We start from the raw sequence: 19,224 nt of genomic DNA, 5'->3' as shown, positions 1-19,224 counted from the left end.
AGTTCTCGACTCGGCTGTTTGGGATGTGGCGATCGAATTACAATTGCAAAGGATGAAGAATTACCCAGCATCAGCTATGACAAATGTCCTACACTAAGCAGCAACTTGAGAAAGAACTGACTCCTCGATCGCTACTCTCGAATATAGTTCCCAACGAGACAAATCTAAAACAGGCATCTGACCATAAAGTGAAGACATCGCTGCACTAAACACCGGATGTTGTTTAGAAAGCACAATCCCATCACATTCCGTCAACACTTGATTCAAATCCGAACTTACCAACTGATGAATTTGGGGTAACTGCCGTTCCAAATACTCCAGATTGCTGCCTAACATTTTATCAATTTGCACATCTGGGTCATAAACCATCATTGGCACACCATCACGCCACAAATCACGAATCAGCGCAATGATTGGGCTTTCCCGCAAATCATCTGTACCACCTTTAAAGCTTAAGCCCAAAATCGCGATCTTTTTGGCTTGCATTTCATGAACCTTAATTCGTGCTGCCTCAATGTGCAATGTATTAGAAGGCAGAATCGAATCGACAATTGGTACTTCTACACCTAAACGACGTGCATTGTACGCTAGCGATCGCAAATCCTTCGGCAAGCAAGAACCACCAAACGCAAATCCCGGCATCAAATACTTCGGTGAAATATTCAGCTTATAGTCTGCACAGACCAATTGCATAATCGCATTGCTGTCCAAACCTAAAGCATCACCAATCCGACCGATTTCATTAGCAAAACCCACTTTCAGCGCATGGAAAGAGTTATTAATCACCTTCAACAATTCCGCTTCTTCCAAACCAACGTGATAAATAGGTGCTTTAATACTTTGGTACAAAGCCGCTACAAAATCACCACTAGCAGGATCTAACTCTCCAATCACCGTGTAAGGTGGTTCGTAGAAATCTCTCACAGCTGTCGTTTCTCGTAAGAATTCCGGGTTAATCGCTACACCAAAATCTTCTCCAGCTTTGCGGCGAGAATATTTCTCGACGATTTTAGTTAACAGATTCCGCGATACTCCGGGAAATACTGTACTCCGTAATACCACTACATGATATCTGTCAGAATTTCTTAATCCTTCGCCAATTTCACGGGCGGCACTTTCAATGTAGGTCATCACAGGGGAACCATCTGGGGCGCTAGGTGTTCCCACACAAATCAGTGACACATCTGCCCAAGGTACATATTGCTTGCCGCTGTTGACTGCTTTCAAGTTGCCCTTTTTGATTCCCGAAGCAATCAAATCATCTAGTTCTGGTTCCACGATCGGGCTGCGCCCTTCGTTAAAAGCTTTCACTTTTTCGCTGTTGGTTTCTACACCAATAACTTCATGACCCATTTCGGCAAAGCAAGCTGATACGACTGTACCTACGTATCCTAAGCCCCAAACTAAAATTCGCATAATCGCACCTTACTCTATGTTTATACAGGGATGAAATCTTTTGTCTGATTAGTTTCAGACTGTTTGTTGTGTACCTGAAGTAAGATTACTGGATTTTTTCGCCTATAGTTAACTTTTTTCTGCTTCTTCATGAAAAAAATATATTTTGCTTCTTCCTGCTAAGACTGCTTCATAATAAATCCACAATTAAAGTACTTTAAAACACTAGATTACAGGCAGTATGTTCTTCACTATTACTTAAGGCATAAGGAAGTTTACGCAAATAGTTAAATGTGATTTTTACTATTTTTTAATATTACCAAAAAACAATAAATTTAGCACAAAAAATTTTTGAGAAAGGATTTTTTTCAGCATAAATTTGCGAATAATTAGCAAATTAAATCTATCTTTCAGCAGATGTAAGACCGAAATCAAGTTACTAAGAAACCCTGGTTTAAGGACTGGGGCTGGGGGCTGTACTTCCCTGAAAATCAGGCAAGCAGGACTAGTACCCCTGAGAACTCACGCATTTCGCCAATTAATTAGGTTTATGAATCACCCAGAGTATGAGAAAGCCTAGAAAACCTGAAAAAAATAATTTATAGATGAGCTTATAGCGAGATTTACTACTATAGTAAGAATAACATTATTTCTCGCAATTTGTTCCTTTTGGTAGATTTTTAAAATTTATAGTTGATATTTACTGGGTTAGTTTATGCTCAGTTTCTATCCTTTATTTGGAAAAATTTTAGTTTCGGATTAGGGTCTCGAATAAACTTTTCTCCAGCCAAAATTTGAATTATTTTCAGGAATAAATTTTGCTCAAAAAAGGGAAGAGGAAACGAATATTTCCTCTTCCCTAATCCCGGCTTGGGCTGGTAGCCAGAAAATGATTTGGCTTCTCTGGTTAGATGCGTTAAAATGAATACTATGTTTATACAGGGATGAAGTGCTTATTAAGGATGGCTCTCAGACAGTAGTCTGTGCAGATCTGTAAGATTACCGAATCCCTTTTCTATTTGAAAAGGCTCCCAGGCAGAGGTAGAGAAATAGGGACTTAGGGAGACTTCCGTGAGCCGTCAGCCAAACGGTGGGGAGGTAAGCCCCCCATCCCCCCATCCCCCCATCCCCCCAATCCCTACTCCCCAGTCCTCAATCAATTCTGACCAGGTAAGCGGAAATTACTTAATCCCAAGCTTTGCCAATTGGGTAAATTGAAGGGTTTTTTCTGAAAAGTTAAACGAGTTAACTGTCCCACGCCACAAAACTGGTTAGATTGGCTGTATTGCGGTGGCGGCGGAATTCTGACTGTGACTCTTGCTAGAGGCTGTCCTGCTAAATTAGGAGGGACGCTGGGTGAGAGAGCTTGCGCTTGAGTAGATGGTAATTGTTGCGCGATACCTTGACCGCTAATAGGTTGAATTAAGTCAATTTCTCCGGCAATAATTTCGGGATAACCTGCTATTTCTACGCTAACGGGTTTCTGCATTTGCAAATTGCTGACTTCGTTGGCGGGGACTACTGCTTCTACCCAAAGTTCGTTGCAGTCTAACATGGTCAAGATCGATTCTGTGCGATTGATTTGTTCTCCGGCTTCGCGAAAGGTCCTGTAAACAATTCCCGCAGTTGGTGCAACTACTTCGTGATCTTGTCTAGCTAAATAACGTCTAGTCGTGCTGACTGGTTGTAGAATTGAACTTGGTTTAAACGCTTGAGTTTGCTTGAGTCGTTCCCTGCTATTCTCTACTTGGGTTGTTAGTGTAGTAACTAACACCGTTTGGGTCTGGATTAACTGCATTAACTTAGTGCGCTGATCCAACAGGCTGGTGCTGTTGTTATTCAAGGTTACGCCTGTTTGGAAAGCTTGCAAAGAATCTTTAGCAGCGGTCAAATTTGCTTGTGCTTGTTGAACTTCGGCGGTTACTGACTGCCAAGCAAAACGTAGTTGATCGACTTTTTGCTGAGGAACAATGCCATCTTTGACTAACTGTGTATAGCGTTCATAATCTAAACGAGCCGCTGTCGCTTTCGCTTTTGCTGCCTCTAAAGCTGCATTAGCTTGAGCTACTTCTTTTTCCGCCAGTTGTACATTCACCTTACCTAACGAATTATACTGTTGGTCTAGGTCTAATAATTGACTTCTCAGTATTGCAAGAGTTTGTTGAGCAGATTCTAATTGGCTGAGGTTAGTCTGTAGTTCCCCTTCAATTTGCAAGCGTTCTTGCTGAAACTGATTTTGTTGTTGTTTTTGCTCTTCTTGGGTGCGTTCGATTTGCAGGCGAATTTGTTCTTGCTGAGGACTAGGATCGACACCTATGCGGGCTAATACTTGTCTCGATCGCACTGATACACCCGGTCTGGCATAAAAAGCTTTCACATTGCCATCTATCGGAGAGCGTAATTCCGTAGTCCGACCATTAATTAAGCCATTTTCGACAATATAATGTGCCAGTCGGTAGGAAATTAAACTAACTCCGATACTAGCAACCGCCAATCCCAACAATACAAACATCGTACCCGTCGCCAGTCTTCGCCAAGGAATCGGTTGCTTCGGTTTCACAGGTGTGGCGAATGACTCTTGTACATCAATTTTTTGTATCATGTTTTACATTCTTCTACTAATGAACATCTAGGAATTAGGCAAAAATCAGCATTACATATCCTCAATCAACCACTCTGAAGAAAGTTCGCCTAAATCTATCGGAATACTGACCGCTTTGCCCAAACGGGGTCGATCGCGTGTTTGTTCAATAAAATCTTGCACTTGTAACGTGGCACCCCAGGCTAGCAAATAGCTGACAACCGTATCTAAACGTGCCATGTATTCTGCTTCCGTTAGGGGGAAGGAAGCTTGCTCTAAATACTTCCACATTATTTGGACAAAAATTTTGCCTTGAGTCCGCCTTAATTGTATATCGTAAGAGCGTCCCCACTTATTCAGCAATAGTTGACGTAAATTTGCTCCGGTCATGACCTACTTTAATAATTAAAGGCTTTATCCGTTAATGTCAAGAAATTATGAGAGGGGCATCAAAAAATGTAATAATACCAGATGAAAGTTGTAAACCAGTCTCTCAAAGGATTTTTGGGAGATTGCCCTCACGGGAAATTACACTTCACCATCCCAATTCTGAAAAGTTTTGGGGTGTGAACTACAAGGTTGTTAATTAAAAGATACAGACTCCAGCATAGGTTATGGCTCAAATTTCGGGATCTGCTGACGTGCCTGATATGGGTCGTCGTCAGTTTATGAATCTTCTAACTTTCGGCACTATTACAGGAACTGCTTTGGGGGCACTGTATCCAGTCGTCAAATACTTTATTCCTCCAACAAAAAGTGGTGCTGGTGGTGGTGTAATTGCTAAAGATGCTTTGGGCAATTCGATCGTCGCTAGCGAATACCTGAGTTCTCGCAATCCAGGCGATCGCTCTTTAGCCCAAGGACTCAAAGGCGATCCCACCTACATTGTGGTAACAGAAGACAAGCAAATCGCAGATTACGGCATCAACGCCATCTGCACCCACTTAGGCTGCGTCGTTCCTTGGAATATCGCTGAAAACAAATTTAAGTGTCCCTGTCATGGTTCCCAGTATGACAGCACTGGTAAAGTGGTCAGAGGCCCTGCACCTCTGTCTCTAGCATTGGTTCACGCCACTGTAGAAGATGACAAAGTTAGCTTTACACCTTGGACAGAAACCGATTTCCGCACTGGTGAAGAACCTTGGTGGGCATAGAAATTTTAAATTTTAGATTTGGGATTTTCCATTGATTGAGCAAGTCAAAAATCTAAAATTTAGTAATTGAAGCCTTCAATGTATTGATTAAAAGCTTGTCACGGATCTATTTGTAACAGATGAAAAAAGCTTGTTTAACGGCGACCTTGGTGAATAGCCAAAAAGCGATCGCCAAACTGTTCTTAGTGGCGATCGCCACCGTAGGACTTTTCCTCACCTCCGATCTCGTCGTACCTCAATCCGCTGCTGCATACCCCTTTTGGGCGCAACAAACCGCACCAGAAACTCCTCGCGAACCTACAGGACGCATTGTTTGCGCTAACTGTCACCTCGCAGCTAAATTCACAGAAGTCGAAGTTCCTCAGTCCGTTCTCCCAGACACAGTATTTGAAGCAGTCGTTAAAGTCCCCTACGACACCTCAGCACAACAAGTACTCAGCGATGGTTCTAAAGGCGGTTTGAACGTCGGCGCTGTGTTAATGTTACCTGAAGGCTTCAAAATTGCCCCAGAAGACCGCATTCCCGAAGAAATGAAGGAAAAAGTCGAAGGGCTATACTATCAACCCTACAGCGAAGACAAAGAAAACGTTGTCATCATCGGGCCATTGCCTGGGGATCAATATCAAGAAATTGTCTTCCCAGTCCTCTCTCCCGATCCGAAAACTGACAAAAACATTCGCTTCGGTAAATATGCCGTTCACGTAGGCGGAAATCGCGGACGCGGACAAGTTTACCCCACAGGCGATAAGAGCAATAATAACGCTTACAATGCTTCGGCTGCAGGCACAGTCTCTAAGATTACCGCAATTGAAGATGGTGGCTACGAAGTAACCATTAAAACCGAATCTGGTCAAACTGTAACCGAAACAATTCCTGCTGGCCCAGAATTAATCGTTACTGAAGGCGAAACCGTAAGTGCAGGCGCACTTTTGACCAATAATCCCAACGTCGGCGGTTTTGGTCAAGATGACGGCGAAATTGTGTTGCAAGATCCTAATCGCATTAAATGGTTAATGGCTTTCTTTGCAGCAATTATGCTTTCCCAAACTTTCCTCGTTTTGAAGAAGAAACAAATCGAAAAAGTACAAGCCGCAGAAATGAATTTCTAAGTTTGGCTTTTGAGTCTATTGGGAAAATAACTAACAAGGCGGGTAATTTGCCCGTCTTTTTTATCGAAAGACTTCAGTGTTACACTTAATATTGAGAGGTATGTAAGATGAGCAAACCTAACTTTAAAGCAATGAGTCAGAAAGATTTACAAGCTTACGTTCTTGCTCACCGAGACGATCGAGAAGCGTTTTATGCTTATGTAGACAAACTACACGCAGAAGCTACCTGGATTGAAATGCCACCATTAGAATCACCCGAAGATCTAGATAATTATCCTGAGTTTGTTGAGCGTATTCGTAAAAATTCTGATTCTAATTCTTGATTGGCAAAATTAGAGCGATCGCTTTATTTAGGCTACAGTAAAAGATATATTTTCTAGAACTACATTAGGAACATTCCCTCCACCTAAAACCTTTGTAGCATCTAAAACTTCTATACCTACTAACAACTCATTTTTACCAATATTTAAAGCAATTTCTTCAGTTAGTTGTAAAGTGCGGCACTGATGCTCACCTTCCGCAAGCCTAATGTAAAGAGCATCAATTTCTGAATCATAACTAATTTTCATAAATACCTCAAAAGTAAAAAGTATAAACTGTGATAACCACTAACTCAGTATCAGTTTCGGTAACAATGGGTACTACTTTCTTTACAGAGTAGAACTGACCTTGCCAATCATTATTATACTGAAAAATGGCTTGATATTTGTATCTACCGTTTTTCGCTGGTTGGCGATTACCTGTAACAATGGTATCAATAATTTCGGCTTCATTTGTACCTCTTTCAATTGCTTGCTCTTGAGCGTGTTTAGTTAATCTAATGGGTTTCACTTTGGTTAATCTATATTTAGGATACGGCTGATAAAAAATTGGGTTTCTGGCAATGAAATAGAAACCCAATTGCTTAAATTTTAAATGTCAAGAAAGCACTTTGGCGTAGCCTGTCGTAGCATTCGCAAACCGTAAAACAGCAATTAAATCTATCGATAAGTGCGATAGTTAATACTGGGGAAAATATTATCTATTCCCTCAACTTTTTGTAACCAACCGCTATCGATTTTCCCAGCATTGATGTCATCATAAAGCTTATTAAAGCGCATCAAATGCGATCGCGTCCGGCGCACCGCATAAGGAACCATCGTCCCAGTTCGCATAATAAACGCCCAATCAGAAGACTGCGCCAACAACAACTCCCGCGCCGCCTGATTTAGAGCCCGCCATTCCAACTCATCAGCAGGTTCCCGCTTAGCCAACTCAATCATTCTCTCAGCAGCCTTATGTAAATAAGGATAAATCCAAGCATTAGTTTCATTCAACCAATACTCATGGAAACCCTTATAACCCCAACTCGACTGAGCCAACCGAACCACTTGTTGAGTCGGATATTTTCGCAGATAATCAGCTAAATGAGTCATTTGGTATGTACTTTGCTCATGCCAAGACTTACGAAACAGCGAATCTAAAAACCAAGGCCCTTCATACCACCAATGACCGAACAATTCGGCATCATAAGGAGAAAGTACGATCGGTCTTTTCTGCATCACATTATATAGATGCCTCACCTGCTGCTCCCGGTTGTACATAAAATTACCCCCGTGTTCCGCAGCCTTTTCCCGCGCCCAATAAGGATCGTAAAGGGCTTTCTCTCCCAAGCCTAACCCCCGACCAGTGATTTTATGGTACTTAATCCCCGTATTCTTCCGTTGACCATTGGGCATAATGTAAGGCTTGATATATTCATATTCCGCCTCCCAACCTAAATCCTTGTAAAATTCTCGATATTCGGGATCGCCGGGATAACCCAACTGAGAAGACCAAACTTGGTGTGAAGACTCATGATCCCGACCAAAAGCTGCAATACCCGACTCCGTAAACACCGGAGTATAAGTCCCAAAGCGCGGACGAGGGCGACCATAAAGCATCGCGTGTCCATCAATAATGAAATAGCGTAAACCAGCATCAGCCAGCATTCGCTCCAAACCATAATAATAAGCACATTCAGGCAACCAAATCCCTCTAGCCGGACGACCAAAACTTTCCTCGTAATGTTCGCAAGCAACCTTAATTTGTGCCCAAACAGCTTGCGGGTACATATTCATTAAAGGCAAGTAGCCGTGAGTCGCACCACAAGTGATGATCTCCAAGTTATTGCTATCTTGGTATTGCTTAAAAGCCTTCACCAAATCGCCGTCATAACGTTCCCAGTACTCGCGAGTGTTCTGAAAATCCTTAGCGTAGAACTCTGACAAGTACAGGAGATGACCGTGATGACGGTTATGTTCGATTTCCTTTTCGACCAGTTCTTGTAATTTGCCTAAGTGATGATCGTAACGTTCTTGTAGCAGAGGGTCACGCAGCATTGACACCAGAGGCGGTGTCAGCGTCATCGTGATTTTGAAATCAATACCGTCTCGTTTTAATCCCTCAAATATGCGTAACAAAGGAATGTAAGTTTCTGTAATGGCTTCATAAAGCCACTCTTCTTCTAAGACATAATCACTCTCAGGGTGCCGCACAAAAGGTAAGTGGGCATGAAGAACAAGGGCGAGGTAGCCAATAGCCATAGTGAATGAGCCGTGTTGAAATAGGGTCAAACTGCGGCAGTAAAGGGAAGCTTTTGCAGTATTTTAAGATTTTAGTCGAAACCAGCCAGAGAAGAGAAATGTAGTCGCAACTTTGCTAAAATTTGCTGATTTCATGGGGGGTTGGGGACTGGGAGAGTTTTGAGTTTTGAGTTTTGAGTTTTGATTTTTGATTTTTGAGTTAGAGAGCCTTCTTGCCCCTTCTTGCCCCTTCTTGCACCTGGAGCACCCCTGCCCTGTTGCCTTCCCTCTAGTTTTTATTAAAATTCCCTTATGTTGTCTCCCACTGCAAATTTATGCAATTAAAAGGATTATCGCCTAGACTAGTTAGCCAAAGAGAGGAATTAACCTTAACTTCCTCATTAGACCCAGTGCAGTTGGACAACATGAAAAGCCAACTGGATGAAATTTTTATAGCTTTGGAAGCATTAGCCGGAGTTGATGAACAGGCAATATTGGCAGCAGCAAATGCGTTAAATATCCAATCAACAGCCCAGGAGAGAATTAACCTGTGGTCAAGACACCAGCCTGTGAGTGAAAGTGTTGAGGTAGAGGAGAGTGAAAGATTGAATGAGGAAGATTTGCGATCGCTAGTCTTAATTATCAGCCATCTAGCCAAACAACACCAAGAACTAATTCGTCGTGCCGTCGCCCTCCTAGAACAACTAACAGAAGAAAAACGACAACTTAACACCTCCAGTTTGCTAGACGACTACATCAAAACCTTCAGCAAGCTATACTCTGAGGGCATGAAACACCAACAGACATTATCACCCGATGCCTTAACTCAACAAGCACTTAAAAAAATCATGGATTTACTTTTCTACAGTACATCCAGCGGACATCAGCGCCTCTGGTACTCCCTGTTGGAAAAAACACGCTAATAAACCACTTACTCCAAAACTTTTAAGTTTTCACTAATTAACTCAAAACTCAAAACTCAAACCTCAAAACTCAAAAATTGCCATTATGTCCTCCAACTCAGTTCTGCGACGCTACACCCCACCCACCTGCACCCTAGAAATAGTTTCCCAAAGCTCACCCCTATTTCGCTCTTTTGGTCGTTCGGCCGACAAACACCTCAACTTTTCCCTCAACTTCGACGATCCAAGACTACCTGAAGAAAAGCGAATCACCATTCATGGCAGCAAAGACCAATTAGAAACACTTCACCAAGAAGTAAAAGCCTACATCCAGCATTTTTTAATCGAAAAACCCGAAAACTTCCCCGGATGGCACTCAGTATTCACCACCCAAGAACAAACACCAACCACCACCGAAGCAGAAACACAAAGCGAAATAACTCAGTTAAACCCAGAGGAAAAAGAGATTATCACCATCTCTAGCCAGCAGGATATCCCCAGCGAACCACCAGAAACAGCCGAAACAGCCGAAACAGACCAGTCTCCTCCCACCCAAGAGAATTATCAACCAATCACTACCTCTAGCACAACCAATTTACCCCCCCAAAACCTGCATTTCCCGAAAGCAAACGGTGGCATTTACTTACAGCCTCGCAATCTACTTTCCCACGATTTGTTCCTGGGTTCTCTAGCTAGTCCAGAATCAGGGTCAGCAATTAACCTTAGTTTGCTGCAATTATTCGACTTAGCCACCGCCCTGGAAGAATACAAAGCTGAACAAAAAGGTTTACCCAATAGCCGCCGCACCTCTGAGCGTAAACTTCCTCCCTACTGGGCAATTTCTGCTGCAATGGTAACAGTAACAGTTGGCTTAACCGCAGGTGTTGCCAAAATGCTAGACCAAGGGAAACGCACTCCCGAAGCAACTCCCGCCGTTATTAACCCTACAACTACAACCGACCCAAATCAAACCAATCCTAATCCGCTACTACCACAACCACAAATTGCTGCTGTTCCCTCACCTTTACCAGCACCAACGCCAGGAGTAGCAACTCCACCTACAACTTCTGTTCCAACTCTACCATCTCCACCCGGACTACTAGGCAACCAAACTCCTAACCCCACTGCTACACCACCGCTAGGAAACAACACTCCTGGTACTCCTACTCAAATTCCACCTGTGGCGGTAGCTCCTAACACTCCTACATCCCCGTCAGGAAATAATAGCGCACTTCCAACTCCCCCCGGAGGATTGCCACTAGGAACTTATCGCATTGGTAGCACACCTACTAGCGTACCCAGCGTTCCTCCTAATCCCGTTACTACATCACAGGGAACAATTAGTATCCCTGTGAATAACACTCCCACAACAGCTAGCACCAAAAAACCATCTGTCAATCCCACACCAATAGCTCAAGTAACACCACAAACTAGAACTACTCCAGAAACTAGAACTACTCCACAAGCTAGAACTACTCCACAAGCTAGAACTACTCCACAAGCTAGAACTACTCCAGAAACTAGAACTACTCCAGAAACTAGAACTACTCCAGAAACTAGAACTACTCCACAAGCTAGAACTACTCCCCCTAGCCCAACTGTTGTACAGATGTTTCCCAGACAAACACCAGCCCCACTATCACCAGTACTATCCAACCTTTCGACTACACCACTAGCTGCAACTCCCCTACCTTCTGCACCACTAGCTATAAATCCCCTTTCTTCTGCTTCTGAGCCAAATACTCAGACTCAGGAGAAGCCTACTCCCACCGCAACGCAAAAGCCAAAGGAAAATCCTCAGTTGGCTGGATTAGGTCATCAATTGGGAAATTCTACTGCTGAACCAATGCTTTCTAATACACTCAGAGGACAGCAAAATGGTCAAGCTATGGAAAGATTAGATAAAAAGGATTCGGAAGTTACAGCTACGGAAACCTCTGGGGCTTCGACTATGGCGACTTTGACTACTGACACTACTCCCAAAAATAACGCTGCTGGGAATGCTAGCAATAGTAATTCTCTGTTCGATCAAATACCACAGGTGGCGGAAGCGAGACAGTTTTTTCAGCAACGCTGGCAACCACCTTCTAGTTTGACTCAAGATCAAATTGAGTACACTTTAGCTCTAAATGCTGACGGTACGATTAAGCAAGTAACTCCGCGAGGACAAGTAGCACAAATTTACTTAGATCGGACCCAAATACCTTTGAAGGGTGAACCTTTTGTTTCTCCCGTTGATGGCGGAAGAACTCCCGAAATTCTGTTGATTCTGCACAAGAATGGTAAGGTAGAAACCCGTTTACAGACTTTGAATTGATTTCCTTACAGAATGACACGGGAGCATGAAAGCCACCATGATTTATCTGGTGGATGAAATGCGACATGAGCGAATTTATTCGCTGTCAAGATTTCTGGTTTTGAATATAGCGTTTCACTGTTTCATTGCTAACATTACCAGCCGTAGAGACAAAGAGCGAATGGTAGATTATTAAATGCCGATGTAAATGGGTCATTTAATATTACCAGAAAAGTAATTCCTGATGTCTTAGACCAAGGAATAAAGGGTTTGCCGTTTAAAGAAAGTGGTGCACGGACCCACTACGAATGACTAACCTTTCCGCCTCTTGAGTAGGTTTGAGTAGGTTTTGTTGAGCGGTAGATGCACTTTAAAGGACAAATTGTGATTTACTAAATTTTTATTTCTTAAGCGATAAACAGGTTAGATAGTTAAACAGACATTGTTTCCATCTGTGAAGCTTTGTAGCTGTCAACATAGCTTGGTTCTACCTCCTCTAGCCCAGAAGGTTGAATAGCTTCTATGGGCATGACCTCTGTTACTTTTAGTACCTCGCTCTGCAAATTGAAGATTTCTTCTAAGCTTTCCCAAGATGTGGCGAAGGGAGGTAGAGCTAGGGAACAGGCTTTCCAACCACCTCGAACGGGAACACCAAGCTGTTGGCAATTTCCACCACGTCTTCCTTCTGGGGTGTAAAACCGACAAGACCTACAGGCTGAAGTAACTGGATTGAGCGCCATCTGATTTCTCTACTTCTTTGCAGCGATCGCTGCGGAACTTTATTTCTGATCTAGTTATCGCAAATTGCCAGGAGACAAGATTTGGCTTCAAATATTTATCCTGTCTGGGTTGTAGCGATCCCAAAGACAAATTAAATTTTAGATTATCTTCACTTTTACGTTAATAAACTTATACATAATGTAAGTGAGAACTCGGTTAATCTCTATAAGAACAAACGCGGGATCAATGCAAACTTTAAGTGGCTGTCTTATCATAGTTGAATGTCTTTACTCTAGAGATTACACTTATAAATAAATTTATCCCGCAATATTGCTGAAGAAAGATTTTTCAGTTACTTTATCTAGTAAAATGAGAAATGGTATTTGGGGATCGGGTAAATACTGGGGAATAGTTGTGTGTTGCTCCCTACTTTTCCAGGGCCAGAAAAGCCTATTTAAGTTAAGTTACTGTAAATTACAGCAAATCTCTGATTAATAAAAATCATACTTAAGTAAGAGACGTTATCTATAGTGGGTGTAAAGTAGGAAAATTCAGGTAGGTCATACTGCACGCGGTCATAGAAGTATTACAACTAACTTGTATAAGCTGAACTAGCAACAGTTAGCAGTTTTATCTACGATAATTGTCCTTACTACCCAAGAAGTTTAGCCATGAGTAAGCTTTCACCTGTTGAGCCATTGCCAGAAACAATCCTGAACCAACCTTGCTCTCCGGTGGTTCAGGGTGTACTTAGCTGTTTAGATGTGCAGCTAGAGGAAGAAATAGCTCAGTACCGCCGTAAACGAGCGAGCAAACAAGTGCGTCAGAAAGGTGCGACTAGGAGTAATGTTGGTAACAAAGGTTTGGATTTGATTTCTGTTCCTGCTTGGGAAAACCAGGTACAAGTACCTACTTTGCCAGTAAAAGAGTTTGTGGCGCAGCCGTTATTAAATGATAATTTAGCTGAGGTAAAAACAACGCCTTTACCCGATCGCGAGGAAACTGCTACTGCTGCAACTATATTGAATGGAAAAGCTTTTGTGGCAGGAGAAGCAAAACTAGAATTGCCAAGTCCTAGTCTGGGTTACAGAAACCCTGTGGTGGCGAAACAGTTGCCGGATGAGTATTTACAATCGTCGGAAGCGCTGCGGAAAAATCTCGATGATGATGAGTTTGTTGAATCAACGGCAACCCCCAATAATAAGCTGATGACTCCTTTGGGGATTGGTTCGATGCTGCTGTTGTTGGTGGGAGCAGCTACTTTGGGTTATGTGGCGATGAATCCGGCTACGATTAGCCATTTAGCTAGAAATAAGCAGTCTGAGAATGCTTCTATAACAGCGGCTTCTGGTGGCTTGAATGCTGGTGGGATTCCGAATACGCCTAATTTAGCGGAACAGGAGTTTGTGGAATTGAATCTGAAAACGCTAAGTACGGTGAATCCAAGGGGTTCTGCTATTAGTCAGGTGGCACCGGGAGCAACAAAAACTCAAGTTCCTGTAAATCCTCCTGCGCCGTTACCTAGTCCGGCGGCGGTTACTAATAGGTTGGATTTACCTTCGGCTTTGATCCCGCCTGCGGTGCAATCGGGTATTCTTCCTCCACAGTTAGGACAACCACCGATTCCGACGACTGGGCCTTCGGTGGTGAGTTCACCGAAGGCTGCTGCTACTAGTAAAACTCCCTTGAAAAATCCTACTGCTACGAAGAAGGTTGAGAATAAGTTTTTGGTGATCGTGTCTTATGGTGGCGATCGCAGTTTAGCCCAAGCCCGCAAAGTTGCGCCACAGGCTTTGGTACGCCAACTAAGTCAAGGTAGAGCAATTCAATTGTCTGCATTCCCTGATGAAAAAGCCGCACAAAAGAAAGTGCAGGATTTGCGGAAGCAAGGAATTTCGGCAAGAGTCTATCGGCTTTAGTCGGGGACTCTTGACTCTTGACTCTTGACTCTTGACTGGGGAAGTTTTGAGTTTTGAGTTTTGAGTTTTGAGTTAGGGAGAGTTTGGGGAGTGAGAGAGTTTTGAGTTTTGAGTTTTGAGTTAGAAAGAGTTGGAGAGTTTTAAGTTTTAAATTCTCCTCCGCTCCTCTGCCCCTGAAGCTCCTGAAGCCCCTGAAGCCCCTGAAGCTCCTGAAGCTCCTGAAGCCCCTGAAGTTCCTCTGCCCCTGAAGCCCCTGAGACTTGTAGCATAAGAATTAGGAATTTATGGGAGCAGCGGTGATGGGATTGATCGATCGCATCGTGCGCGTGATTCGTGCAAATATCAATGATTTAATTAATAAGACGGAAGATCCTGAGAAGATTCTAGAACAGACGGTTCTGGAGATGCAGGAAGATTTGATTGCGCTCAGACAAGCGGTAGCAGCAGCGATTGCGACTAAAAAACGCACGGAACGGGATGTTAATCATGCTCAATCTCATGCTGATTCTTGGTATAGTCGCGCTCAATTGGCGCTAGAAAAGGGAAGTGAACAATTAGCTAGAGAAGCTTTAGTCAAACGTAAATCTTACTGGGAAACTGTTCAAGCTTTACAAGGGCAACTTACTTCTCTAGACACTATTATTAATAAGCTCAAGCAAGACTTGAGAACTTTGGAGGGTAAGATTGCTGAGGCAAGAATGCGGAAGGATATGTATATTGCTCGTGCGCGATCGGCCCAAGCAGCGGCGAAAATGAATGAGTTAATGGATAGATATAATCCAAGCGGGACTCTTCAGGCTTTTGAGCGCATGGAGGAGAAGATTCTGCAATTGGAAGCACGCTCAGAGGTAATTGAAAATATGGGAAGTCGGGAGTTAGAAAATAAGTTTGCGGCTTTAGAAGCGGAAAATGATGTTGATGCTGAGTTGGCTCAAATGAAGCAAAGAATTGCGGGTGTCTCTGAGACTCAGTTACCTGGGGCTGGTCAGTCGTCTGCTGCCAAAAAGTTAGGTTTTGATGCAGAATGAGAACAACGTGCTCTCGACTGGAAAATTCCTAAATTGGACAGACAAGCTTGTTGTTTCTAGTAGTTACACTGGAATTAAGGCGGCCTATTTTCAGTCGCGATGTTAGTCTGTTGTGTAATTCCCTGGAAGAAGCGGCTTACACTTGAACTTATATAGTTGTTTAGTGACTGAATTAATTTGGCAGATAGCCAACTGAATTCTCGCTCAGGTTAGGATCTTGCCAACAGTCTGTTTTAATCGCCCCTTGTACACCCCGAAAGGAAAAGTAAAGTTATGGGATTGTTTGATCGCATTAGCCGAGTAGTCCGAGCGAATCTTAATGATGTAGTTAGTAAGGCTGAAGACCCGGAAAAAATTCTCGAACAGTCAATTATTGATATGCAGGAAGACCTGGTGCAGTTGCGTCAAGCAGTTGCTCAGGCGATCGCTACGCAAAAACGCACCCAGCAACAGTATAATCAAGCTCAAACTGAAGCTAATAACTGGCAGCAACGAGCACAGCTGGCTTTAACTAAAGGTGATGAAAATCTCGCTAGGGAAGCTTTACAACGGAAAAAGGCTCAAACTGAAACTGCTACCGCTCTAAAAAGTACTTTAGATCAGCAAACGACTACTGTAGATACCCTCAAGCGTAATTTGATTGCTTTGGAAAGCAAAATTTCTGAAGCTAAAACTAAGAAGGATATGCTCAAGTCTCGGATTGCTGCTGCTAAGGCCCAAGAGCAAATCCAAAATGCTGTTGGTAAGCTAGGTACTAGTACGGCAATGGGTGCTTTTGAGCGCATGGAAGAAAAAGTGCTGATGATGGAAGCGCGTGCTCAGTCGGCGCAAGAGTTGACTGGTAACAATTTAGAACAGCAGTTTGCGGCTTTGGAAGCTGGTAGTGATATTGACGATGAGTTGATGGCAATGAAGGCTCAGTTGGCTGGTACTCCTCAGAATCAAGCGGCTTTGCCTGGTACTGCGAAATCTAGCACTACTTCTGGTAGCACTCCATCAAATTCGGCAGTTGATAAAGATTTGGAAGAACTAAAAAGACAAATGGATCAACTATAAGTCAATAAATTTTTTAAATAGCATGAGCCTGGATAGATAAATGTTTCTATACCAGGCTTAATTTCTGGAAGCATTATGAAACCATTGAAAGTATTTTTGTTACTGATCCCTGGTGCGGCGATTTTGTTTGTTTTGGCGATCGCTACGATTTTGTTTACACCGTTTTTAGATGAAATCAATAAGTTTGATATTCGGAATCATCTAAGCGAACGAGTGAAGCAGGTTACAAAAATAGATATGCCGAAAAATGCCAAAGTTATAAATATTAAGTCTGGAAGTACTTTCTTTGGCAAGGGATATAGTTCTATTGTTTTAGGGTTAACATCTCAGGAAACACAGGCTTTGATTGAAAAGGTAAAAAATCTCCCGGATTGGAAATGGAAATTTTCCTCTGAATGTTTATCTACTACTAAAAACCAAAACTTAAATCCTGAACAACTGAGAGATTTGGATGGTCAAAAAAATGCTTACAGACTTAATAAGTTGGAAGCGGGATTTAACCGCCAAGCTGTCTTTTGTCCAAAACAAAATAGGATGCTAGTTAGGGAAGATAATTATTAGCTGCGTTAATGTAAAGCATTTTAGGGAAAATTCCGTTACAATTTGGAGTATTATTCAATTTCCCTGAAGCAATCCCTTCTCACTTTCAGTTTGGCAGTTGGTACTATGCTCAATGATCTTTTTCCGTTTAGCTTTTCTGTAAATACTACTGCGATCGCAGGTGCTGGTTTATGGTCACTAGCTTTATATTTAGGCTTTTGGCAATTAAGCGAATGGATTATGGATCAATTGAAACGCTGGTTTAATTTTGCTGAACGCAGTCTCTACACTTCGGAGGCTGAGTTTGAAAAGACTCGTCGAGCTAGAGAATCACAAAATGCTTTTTACGCATCTATCTTTAGTATTATTCCTTTTTTGGTAGCAGGTGGAATCTGTAATTATGGCGTAGAACTTACTTTAGGTAGCAGTTGGGCGATTAGTATGGGAATGTTGGCTTGTGTTGGTTGTGGGATTTATGAATTGGGTCGCCGAGATGGGATGAAATAGGGACAAGGTGACAGGGTGACAAGGAGAGTTAAATTTCACCATTCTCCTGTACGCCTCTGGCTTCTGCTAACTCTTGTTGAACTATTTGGGCAATTTTGTTAGCTGCGCCTGATTGACCTCGGATGGCTCGGAGGCGATCGCTCATTTCAAGCAATCTTTCTGGGTTTTCTAAATAATCTACCACCATTTTAGCCACAGTTTCCGGTTGTAAATTTCCCACTAATTCTGGAACAATTTCGGCTTTTGCCCAAATATTAGGCCAAGCAAATAATTTTTTATTTCGTAATACTAACCAGTTAATTATAAGAGCGAAAATTGAACCTAAAACTGGGGCATTTGCTAATAACCCTGGTAAACCATCCCAACTTCGCATTGCGTCTAATTGTTGGGTGGGAATTAAGACAAACATTGGCATGGCTAAAGCACCTAATTCGGCGGTATTTGCTCCGACAGTTGTCAGACAAAGACGGCATTGGGATAATAATTTATATGCGGGAAATTCAGTGCATAATTCTACAGTTAAACCGCTTTCAGTTTTGAGGAAATATTGATTTGATTCTGGAGAAAAGACTAATTCAGCACTTGACCAACCCAGCTTTTTAATGATAGGATTTTGTTGAGTATCGGCAAATTTAGCTAAGGTTTGAATGTCTAAAGTTCGAGCAACAAAGATGATAAATTTGGTGGTTGGTCTTAAGGTGTGGATTTGTTGAGCGATCGCCAACCCCAAAGGCACACCCTGAGCCAATTTAGCAGGCTTCGACCCTGGCAACAACCCAATCAATTCAATCTTGCCCCACTGCCCCACTGCCCCACTGCCCCTCTGCCCCTCTGCTCCCTGAACTTCTGCCATTAAATCACCAACTACGGTAAATTTATCAGCATATTTTTGGGGAGATTTAGCGATAACTTTAGGTGTCATGGCGGCAAATCTGTCAATCCATTGATGCCAACGTGCGTCCCATTCGGCATAAATAACGGTGCGATAATTTAAGCGTTTGCCAATAATTACAGTGTAGAATTGATCGCCACCTAAAAAGAGAACTACGCCATTTTTTCGCCAATCCCAATTTTGAGCGGTTTTACCTGTTAAGAGAAAGGAGAAAAAGTGTTCGGGGGGTTGGATGCGATCGATCTCCGGGTAACTTTCGGCAATTTCGACTTCTTTGCCGCTGGCGTTGGGACAGGGGGATAAAATTAGGGAGATGCGGTATGATGAGCGATCGTTCCCCAAAACTTGCCGTAAAGATTTAACCACTGGACGCACCCAAGTAGCTAATTCTCCGGGGCCATTAGAAAGAATTAAAATATCAGATGGTTGCATAAACATTATGGCTCTCCCGGATTTATGGTGATAACAAAATCTTATTTAAATGTAGGGTGTGTTAGGCACGGGCGATAAATTCAGCATTTCAACCCATAAATAAGTTCCCGTGCCTAACGCACCGTTTCCCTAGTTTGTAACACTAATGAA

The 19,224-nt window shown here is 42.7% G+C and carries 18 protein-coding genes; 10 read left to right on the top strand and 8 right to left on the bottom strand.

What is annotated here, in order from left to right:
* Positions 1 to 93 precede the first annotated feature (93 nt).
* From ACE1CC_RS34245 to ACE1CC_RS34235, 3 genes are all read right to left on the bottom strand, one after another.
* A complete protein-coding gene (locus tag ACE1CC_RS34245) occupies positions 94 to 1,416 on the bottom strand; it encodes a nucleotide sugar dehydrogenase (RefSeq protein ID WP_413274902.1) in 1,323 nt (440 codons plus the stop codon).
* Between the two features lie 1,135 nt (positions 1,417 to 2,551).
* Positions 2,552 to 3,997, bottom strand: a complete 1,446-nt coding sequence (locus ACE1CC_RS34240) for an HlyD family secretion protein (RefSeq protein ID WP_413274901.1) — start codon at positions 3,995 to 3,997, stop codon at positions 2,552 to 2,554.
* A gap of 51 nt (positions 3,998 to 4,048) precedes the next feature.
* Positions 4,049 to 4,366 carry a DUF3067 family protein gene (locus ACE1CC_RS34235; RefSeq protein ID WP_413274900.1) on the bottom strand — a complete coding sequence of 106 codons (318 nt, stop codon included), beginning with the start codon at positions 4,364 to 4,366 and terminating at the stop codon, positions 4,049 to 4,051.
* 224 nt (positions 4,367 to 4,590) lie between these two features.
* Between ACE1CC_RS34235 and petC the strand changes: the two genes are divergently transcribed.
* The 3 genes from petC (at position 4,591) to ACE1CC_RS34220 (ending at position 6,562) form a co-directional block, all read left to right on the top strand.
* The gene (gene petC, locus ACE1CC_RS34230; protein ID WP_413274899.1) at positions 4,591 to 5,130 is read left to right on the top strand and encodes a cytochrome b6-f complex iron-sulfur subunit; all 540 of its coding nucleotides are present in this window, start codon (positions 4,591 to 4,593) and stop codon (positions 5,128 to 5,130) included.
* A 119-nt stretch (positions 5,131 to 5,249) separates the two neighbouring features.
* Positions 5,250 to 6,239 (top strand): cytochrome f, encoded by a 990-nt coding sequence (gene petA, locus ACE1CC_RS34225; RefSeq protein ID WP_413274898.1) that lies wholly within the window; start codon positions 5,250 to 5,252, stop codon positions 6,237 to 6,239.
* A gap of 107 nt (positions 6,240 to 6,346) precedes the next feature.
* On the top strand, positions 6,347 to 6,562 hold the full coding sequence (locus tag ACE1CC_RS34220; RefSeq protein ID WP_413274897.1) for a DUF6887 family protein: 216 nt from the start codon (positions 6,347 to 6,349) through the stop codon (positions 6,560 to 6,562).
* 27 nt (positions 6,563 to 6,589) lie between these two features.
* Here the strand turns inward: ACE1CC_RS34220 and ACE1CC_RS34215 are convergent, their stop codons facing one another.
* The 3 genes from ACE1CC_RS34215 to ACE1CC_RS34205 all read right to left on the bottom strand — a co-directional run bounded on the left by ACE1CC_RS34215 (position 6,590) and on the right by ACE1CC_RS34205 (position 8,803).
* Positions 6,590 to 6,808: a DUF2283 domain-containing protein gene (locus ACE1CC_RS34215; protein WP_413274896.1), complete on the bottom strand. Its 219-nt coding sequence runs from the start codon at positions 6,806 to 6,808 to the stop codon at positions 6,590 to 6,592.
* Between the two features lie 7 nt (positions 6,809 to 6,815).
* The gene (locus ACE1CC_RS34210; protein WP_413274895.1) at positions 6,816 to 7,070 is read right to left on the bottom strand and encodes a DUF4258 domain-containing protein; all 255 of its coding nucleotides are present in this window, start codon (positions 7,068 to 7,070) and stop codon (positions 6,816 to 6,818) included.
* A gap of 149 nt (positions 7,071 to 7,219) precedes the next feature.
* Positions 7,220 to 8,803 (bottom strand): glycoside hydrolase family 57 protein, encoded by a 1,584-nt coding sequence (locus ACE1CC_RS34205; protein WP_413274894.1) that lies wholly within the window; start codon positions 8,801 to 8,803, stop codon positions 7,220 to 7,222.
* Between the two features lie 314 nt (positions 8,804 to 9,117).
* On the opposite strand from ACE1CC_RS34205, the gene ACE1CC_RS34200 reads away from it, so the two are divergent.
* Positions 9,118 to 9,705 carry a DUF3038 domain-containing protein gene (locus tag ACE1CC_RS34200; protein WP_413274893.1) on the top strand — a complete coding sequence of 196 codons (588 nt, stop codon included), beginning with the start codon at positions 9,118 to 9,120 and terminating at the stop codon, positions 9,703 to 9,705.
* Between the two features lie 85 nt (positions 9,706 to 9,790).
* Positions 9,791 to 12,001 (top strand): DUF4335 domain-containing protein, encoded by a 2,211-nt coding sequence (locus ACE1CC_RS34195; protein ID WP_413274892.1) that lies wholly within the window; start codon positions 9,791 to 9,793, stop codon positions 11,999 to 12,001.
* 410 nt (positions 12,002 to 12,411) lie between these two features.
* Here ACE1CC_RS34195 and ACE1CC_RS34190 read toward each other — a convergent pair whose 3' ends face one another.
* Positions 12,412 to 12,720: a hypothetical protein gene (locus tag ACE1CC_RS34190; protein ID WP_413274891.1), complete on the bottom strand. Its 309-nt coding sequence runs from the start codon at positions 12,718 to 12,720 to the stop codon at positions 12,412 to 12,414.
* Between the two features lie 651 nt (positions 12,721 to 13,371).
* On the opposite strand from ACE1CC_RS34190, the gene ACE1CC_RS34185 reads away from it, so the two are divergent.
* From ACE1CC_RS34185 to ACE1CC_RS34165, 5 genes are all read left to right on the top strand, one after another.
* Entirely contained in the window at positions 13,372 to 14,619 is a 1,248-nt protein-coding gene (locus ACE1CC_RS34185) for an SPOR domain-containing protein (RefSeq protein WP_413274890.1), read from the top strand.
* Positions 14,620 to 14,903: 284 nt separating this feature from the next.
* Entirely contained in the window at positions 14,904 to 15,647 is a 744-nt protein-coding gene (locus ACE1CC_RS34180) for a PspA/IM30 family protein (RefSeq protein WP_459563954.1), read from the top strand.
* 273 nt (positions 15,648 to 15,920) lie between these two features.
* The gene (locus ACE1CC_RS34175; protein WP_413274889.1) at positions 15,921 to 16,703 is read left to right on the top strand and encodes a PspA/IM30 family protein; all 783 of its coding nucleotides are present in this window, start codon (positions 15,921 to 15,923) and stop codon (positions 16,701 to 16,703) included.
* Positions 16,704 to 16,778: 75 nt separating this feature from the next.
* Positions 16,779 to 17,264: a hypothetical protein gene (locus ACE1CC_RS34170; RefSeq protein WP_413274888.1), complete on the top strand. Its 486-nt coding sequence runs from the start codon at positions 16,779 to 16,781 to the stop codon at positions 17,262 to 17,264.
* Between the two features lie 105 nt (positions 17,265 to 17,369).
* On the top strand, positions 17,370 to 17,750 hold the full coding sequence (locus ACE1CC_RS34165; protein ID WP_413274887.1) for a hypothetical protein: 381 nt from the start codon (positions 17,370 to 17,372) through the stop codon (positions 17,748 to 17,750).
* A 28-nt stretch (positions 17,751 to 17,778) separates the two neighbouring features.
* Here the strand turns inward: ACE1CC_RS34165 and ACE1CC_RS34160 are convergent, their stop codons facing one another.
* The gene (locus tag ACE1CC_RS34160) at positions 17,779 to 19,074 is read right to left on the bottom strand and encodes a glycosyltransferase family protein (protein WP_413274949.1); all 1,296 of its coding nucleotides are present in this window, start codon (positions 19,072 to 19,074) and stop codon (positions 17,779 to 17,781) included.
* Positions 19,075 to 19,224: the final 150 nt, after the last annotated feature.

The sequence above is a fragment of the Floridaenema aerugineum BLCC-F46 genome (genome assembly GCF_041929345.1).
Classification (GTDB): Bacteria; Cyanobacteriota; Cyanobacteriia; order Cyanobacteriales; family Aerosakkonemataceae; genus Floridanema; species Floridanema aerugineum.
This window is presented reverse-complemented; position numbering and strand designations above follow the sequence as displayed.

What these genes read in the sequence shown, in the direction of transcription:
- ACE1CC_RS34160 (WP_413274949.1), bottom strand. Translation starts at nt 19,074, where the DNA reads ATGCAACCATCTGATATTTTAATTCTTTCTAATGGCCCCGGAGAATTA.
- ACE1CC_RS34235 (WP_413274900.1), bottom strand. Translation starts at nt 4,366, where the DNA reads ATGACCGGAGCAAATTTACGTCAACTATTGCTGAATAAGTGGGGACGC.
- ACE1CC_RS34180 (WP_459563954.1), top strand. Translation starts at nt 14,904, where the DNA reads ATGGGAGCAGCGGTGATGGGATTGATCGATCGCATCGTGCGCGTGATT.
- ACE1CC_RS34200 (WP_413274893.1), top strand. Translation starts at nt 9,118, where the DNA reads ATGCAATTAAAAGGATTATCGCCTAGACTAGTTAGCCAAAGAGAGGAA.
- ACE1CC_RS34215 (WP_413274896.1), bottom strand. Translation starts at nt 6,808, where the DNA reads ATGAAAATTAGTTATGATTCAGAAATTGATGCTCTTTACATTAGGCTT.
- ACE1CC_RS34195 (WP_413274892.1), top strand. Translation starts at nt 9,791, where the DNA reads ATGTCCTCCAACTCAGTTCTGCGACGCTACACCCCACCCACCTGCACC.
- ACE1CC_RS34175 (WP_413274889.1), top strand. Translation starts at nt 15,921, where the DNA reads ATGGGATTGTTTGATCGCATTAGCCGAGTAGTCCGAGCGAATCTTAAT.
- ACE1CC_RS34220 (WP_413274897.1), top strand. Translation starts at nt 6,347, where the DNA reads ATGAGCAAACCTAACTTTAAAGCAATGAGTCAGAAAGATTTACAAGCT.
- ACE1CC_RS34165 (WP_413274887.1), top strand. Translation starts at nt 17,370, where the DNA reads ATGCTCAATGATCTTTTTCCGTTTAGCTTTTCTGTAAATACTACTGCG.
- petC (WP_413274899.1), top strand. Translation starts at nt 4,591, where the DNA reads ATGGCTCAAATTTCGGGATCTGCTGACGTGCCTGATATGGGTCGTCGT.
- ACE1CC_RS34170 (WP_413274888.1), top strand. Translation starts at nt 16,779, where the DNA reads ATGAAACCATTGAAAGTATTTTTGTTACTGATCCCTGGTGCGGCGATT.
- petA (WP_413274898.1), top strand. Translation starts at nt 5,250, where the DNA reads ATGAAAAAAGCTTGTTTAACGGCGACCTTGGTGAATAGCCAAAAAGCG.
- ACE1CC_RS34185 (WP_413274890.1), top strand. Translation starts at nt 13,372, where the DNA reads ATGAGTAAGCTTTCACCTGTTGAGCCATTGCCAGAAACAATCCTGAAC.
- ACE1CC_RS34245 (WP_413274902.1), bottom strand. Translation starts at nt 1,416, where the DNA reads ATGCGAATTTTAGTTTGGGGCTTAGGATACGTAGGTACAGTCGTATCA.
- ACE1CC_RS34205 (WP_413274894.1), bottom strand. Translation starts at nt 8,803, where the DNA reads ATGGCTATTGGCTACCTCGCCCTTGTTCTTCATGCCCACTTACCTTTT.
- ACE1CC_RS34240 (WP_413274901.1), bottom strand. Translation starts at nt 3,997, where the DNA reads ATGATACAAAAAATTGATGTACAAGAGTCATTCGCCACACCTGTGAAA.
- ACE1CC_RS34190 (WP_413274891.1), bottom strand. Translation starts at nt 12,720, where the DNA reads ATGGCGCTCAATCCAGTTACTTCAGCCTGTAGGTCTTGTCGGTTTTAC.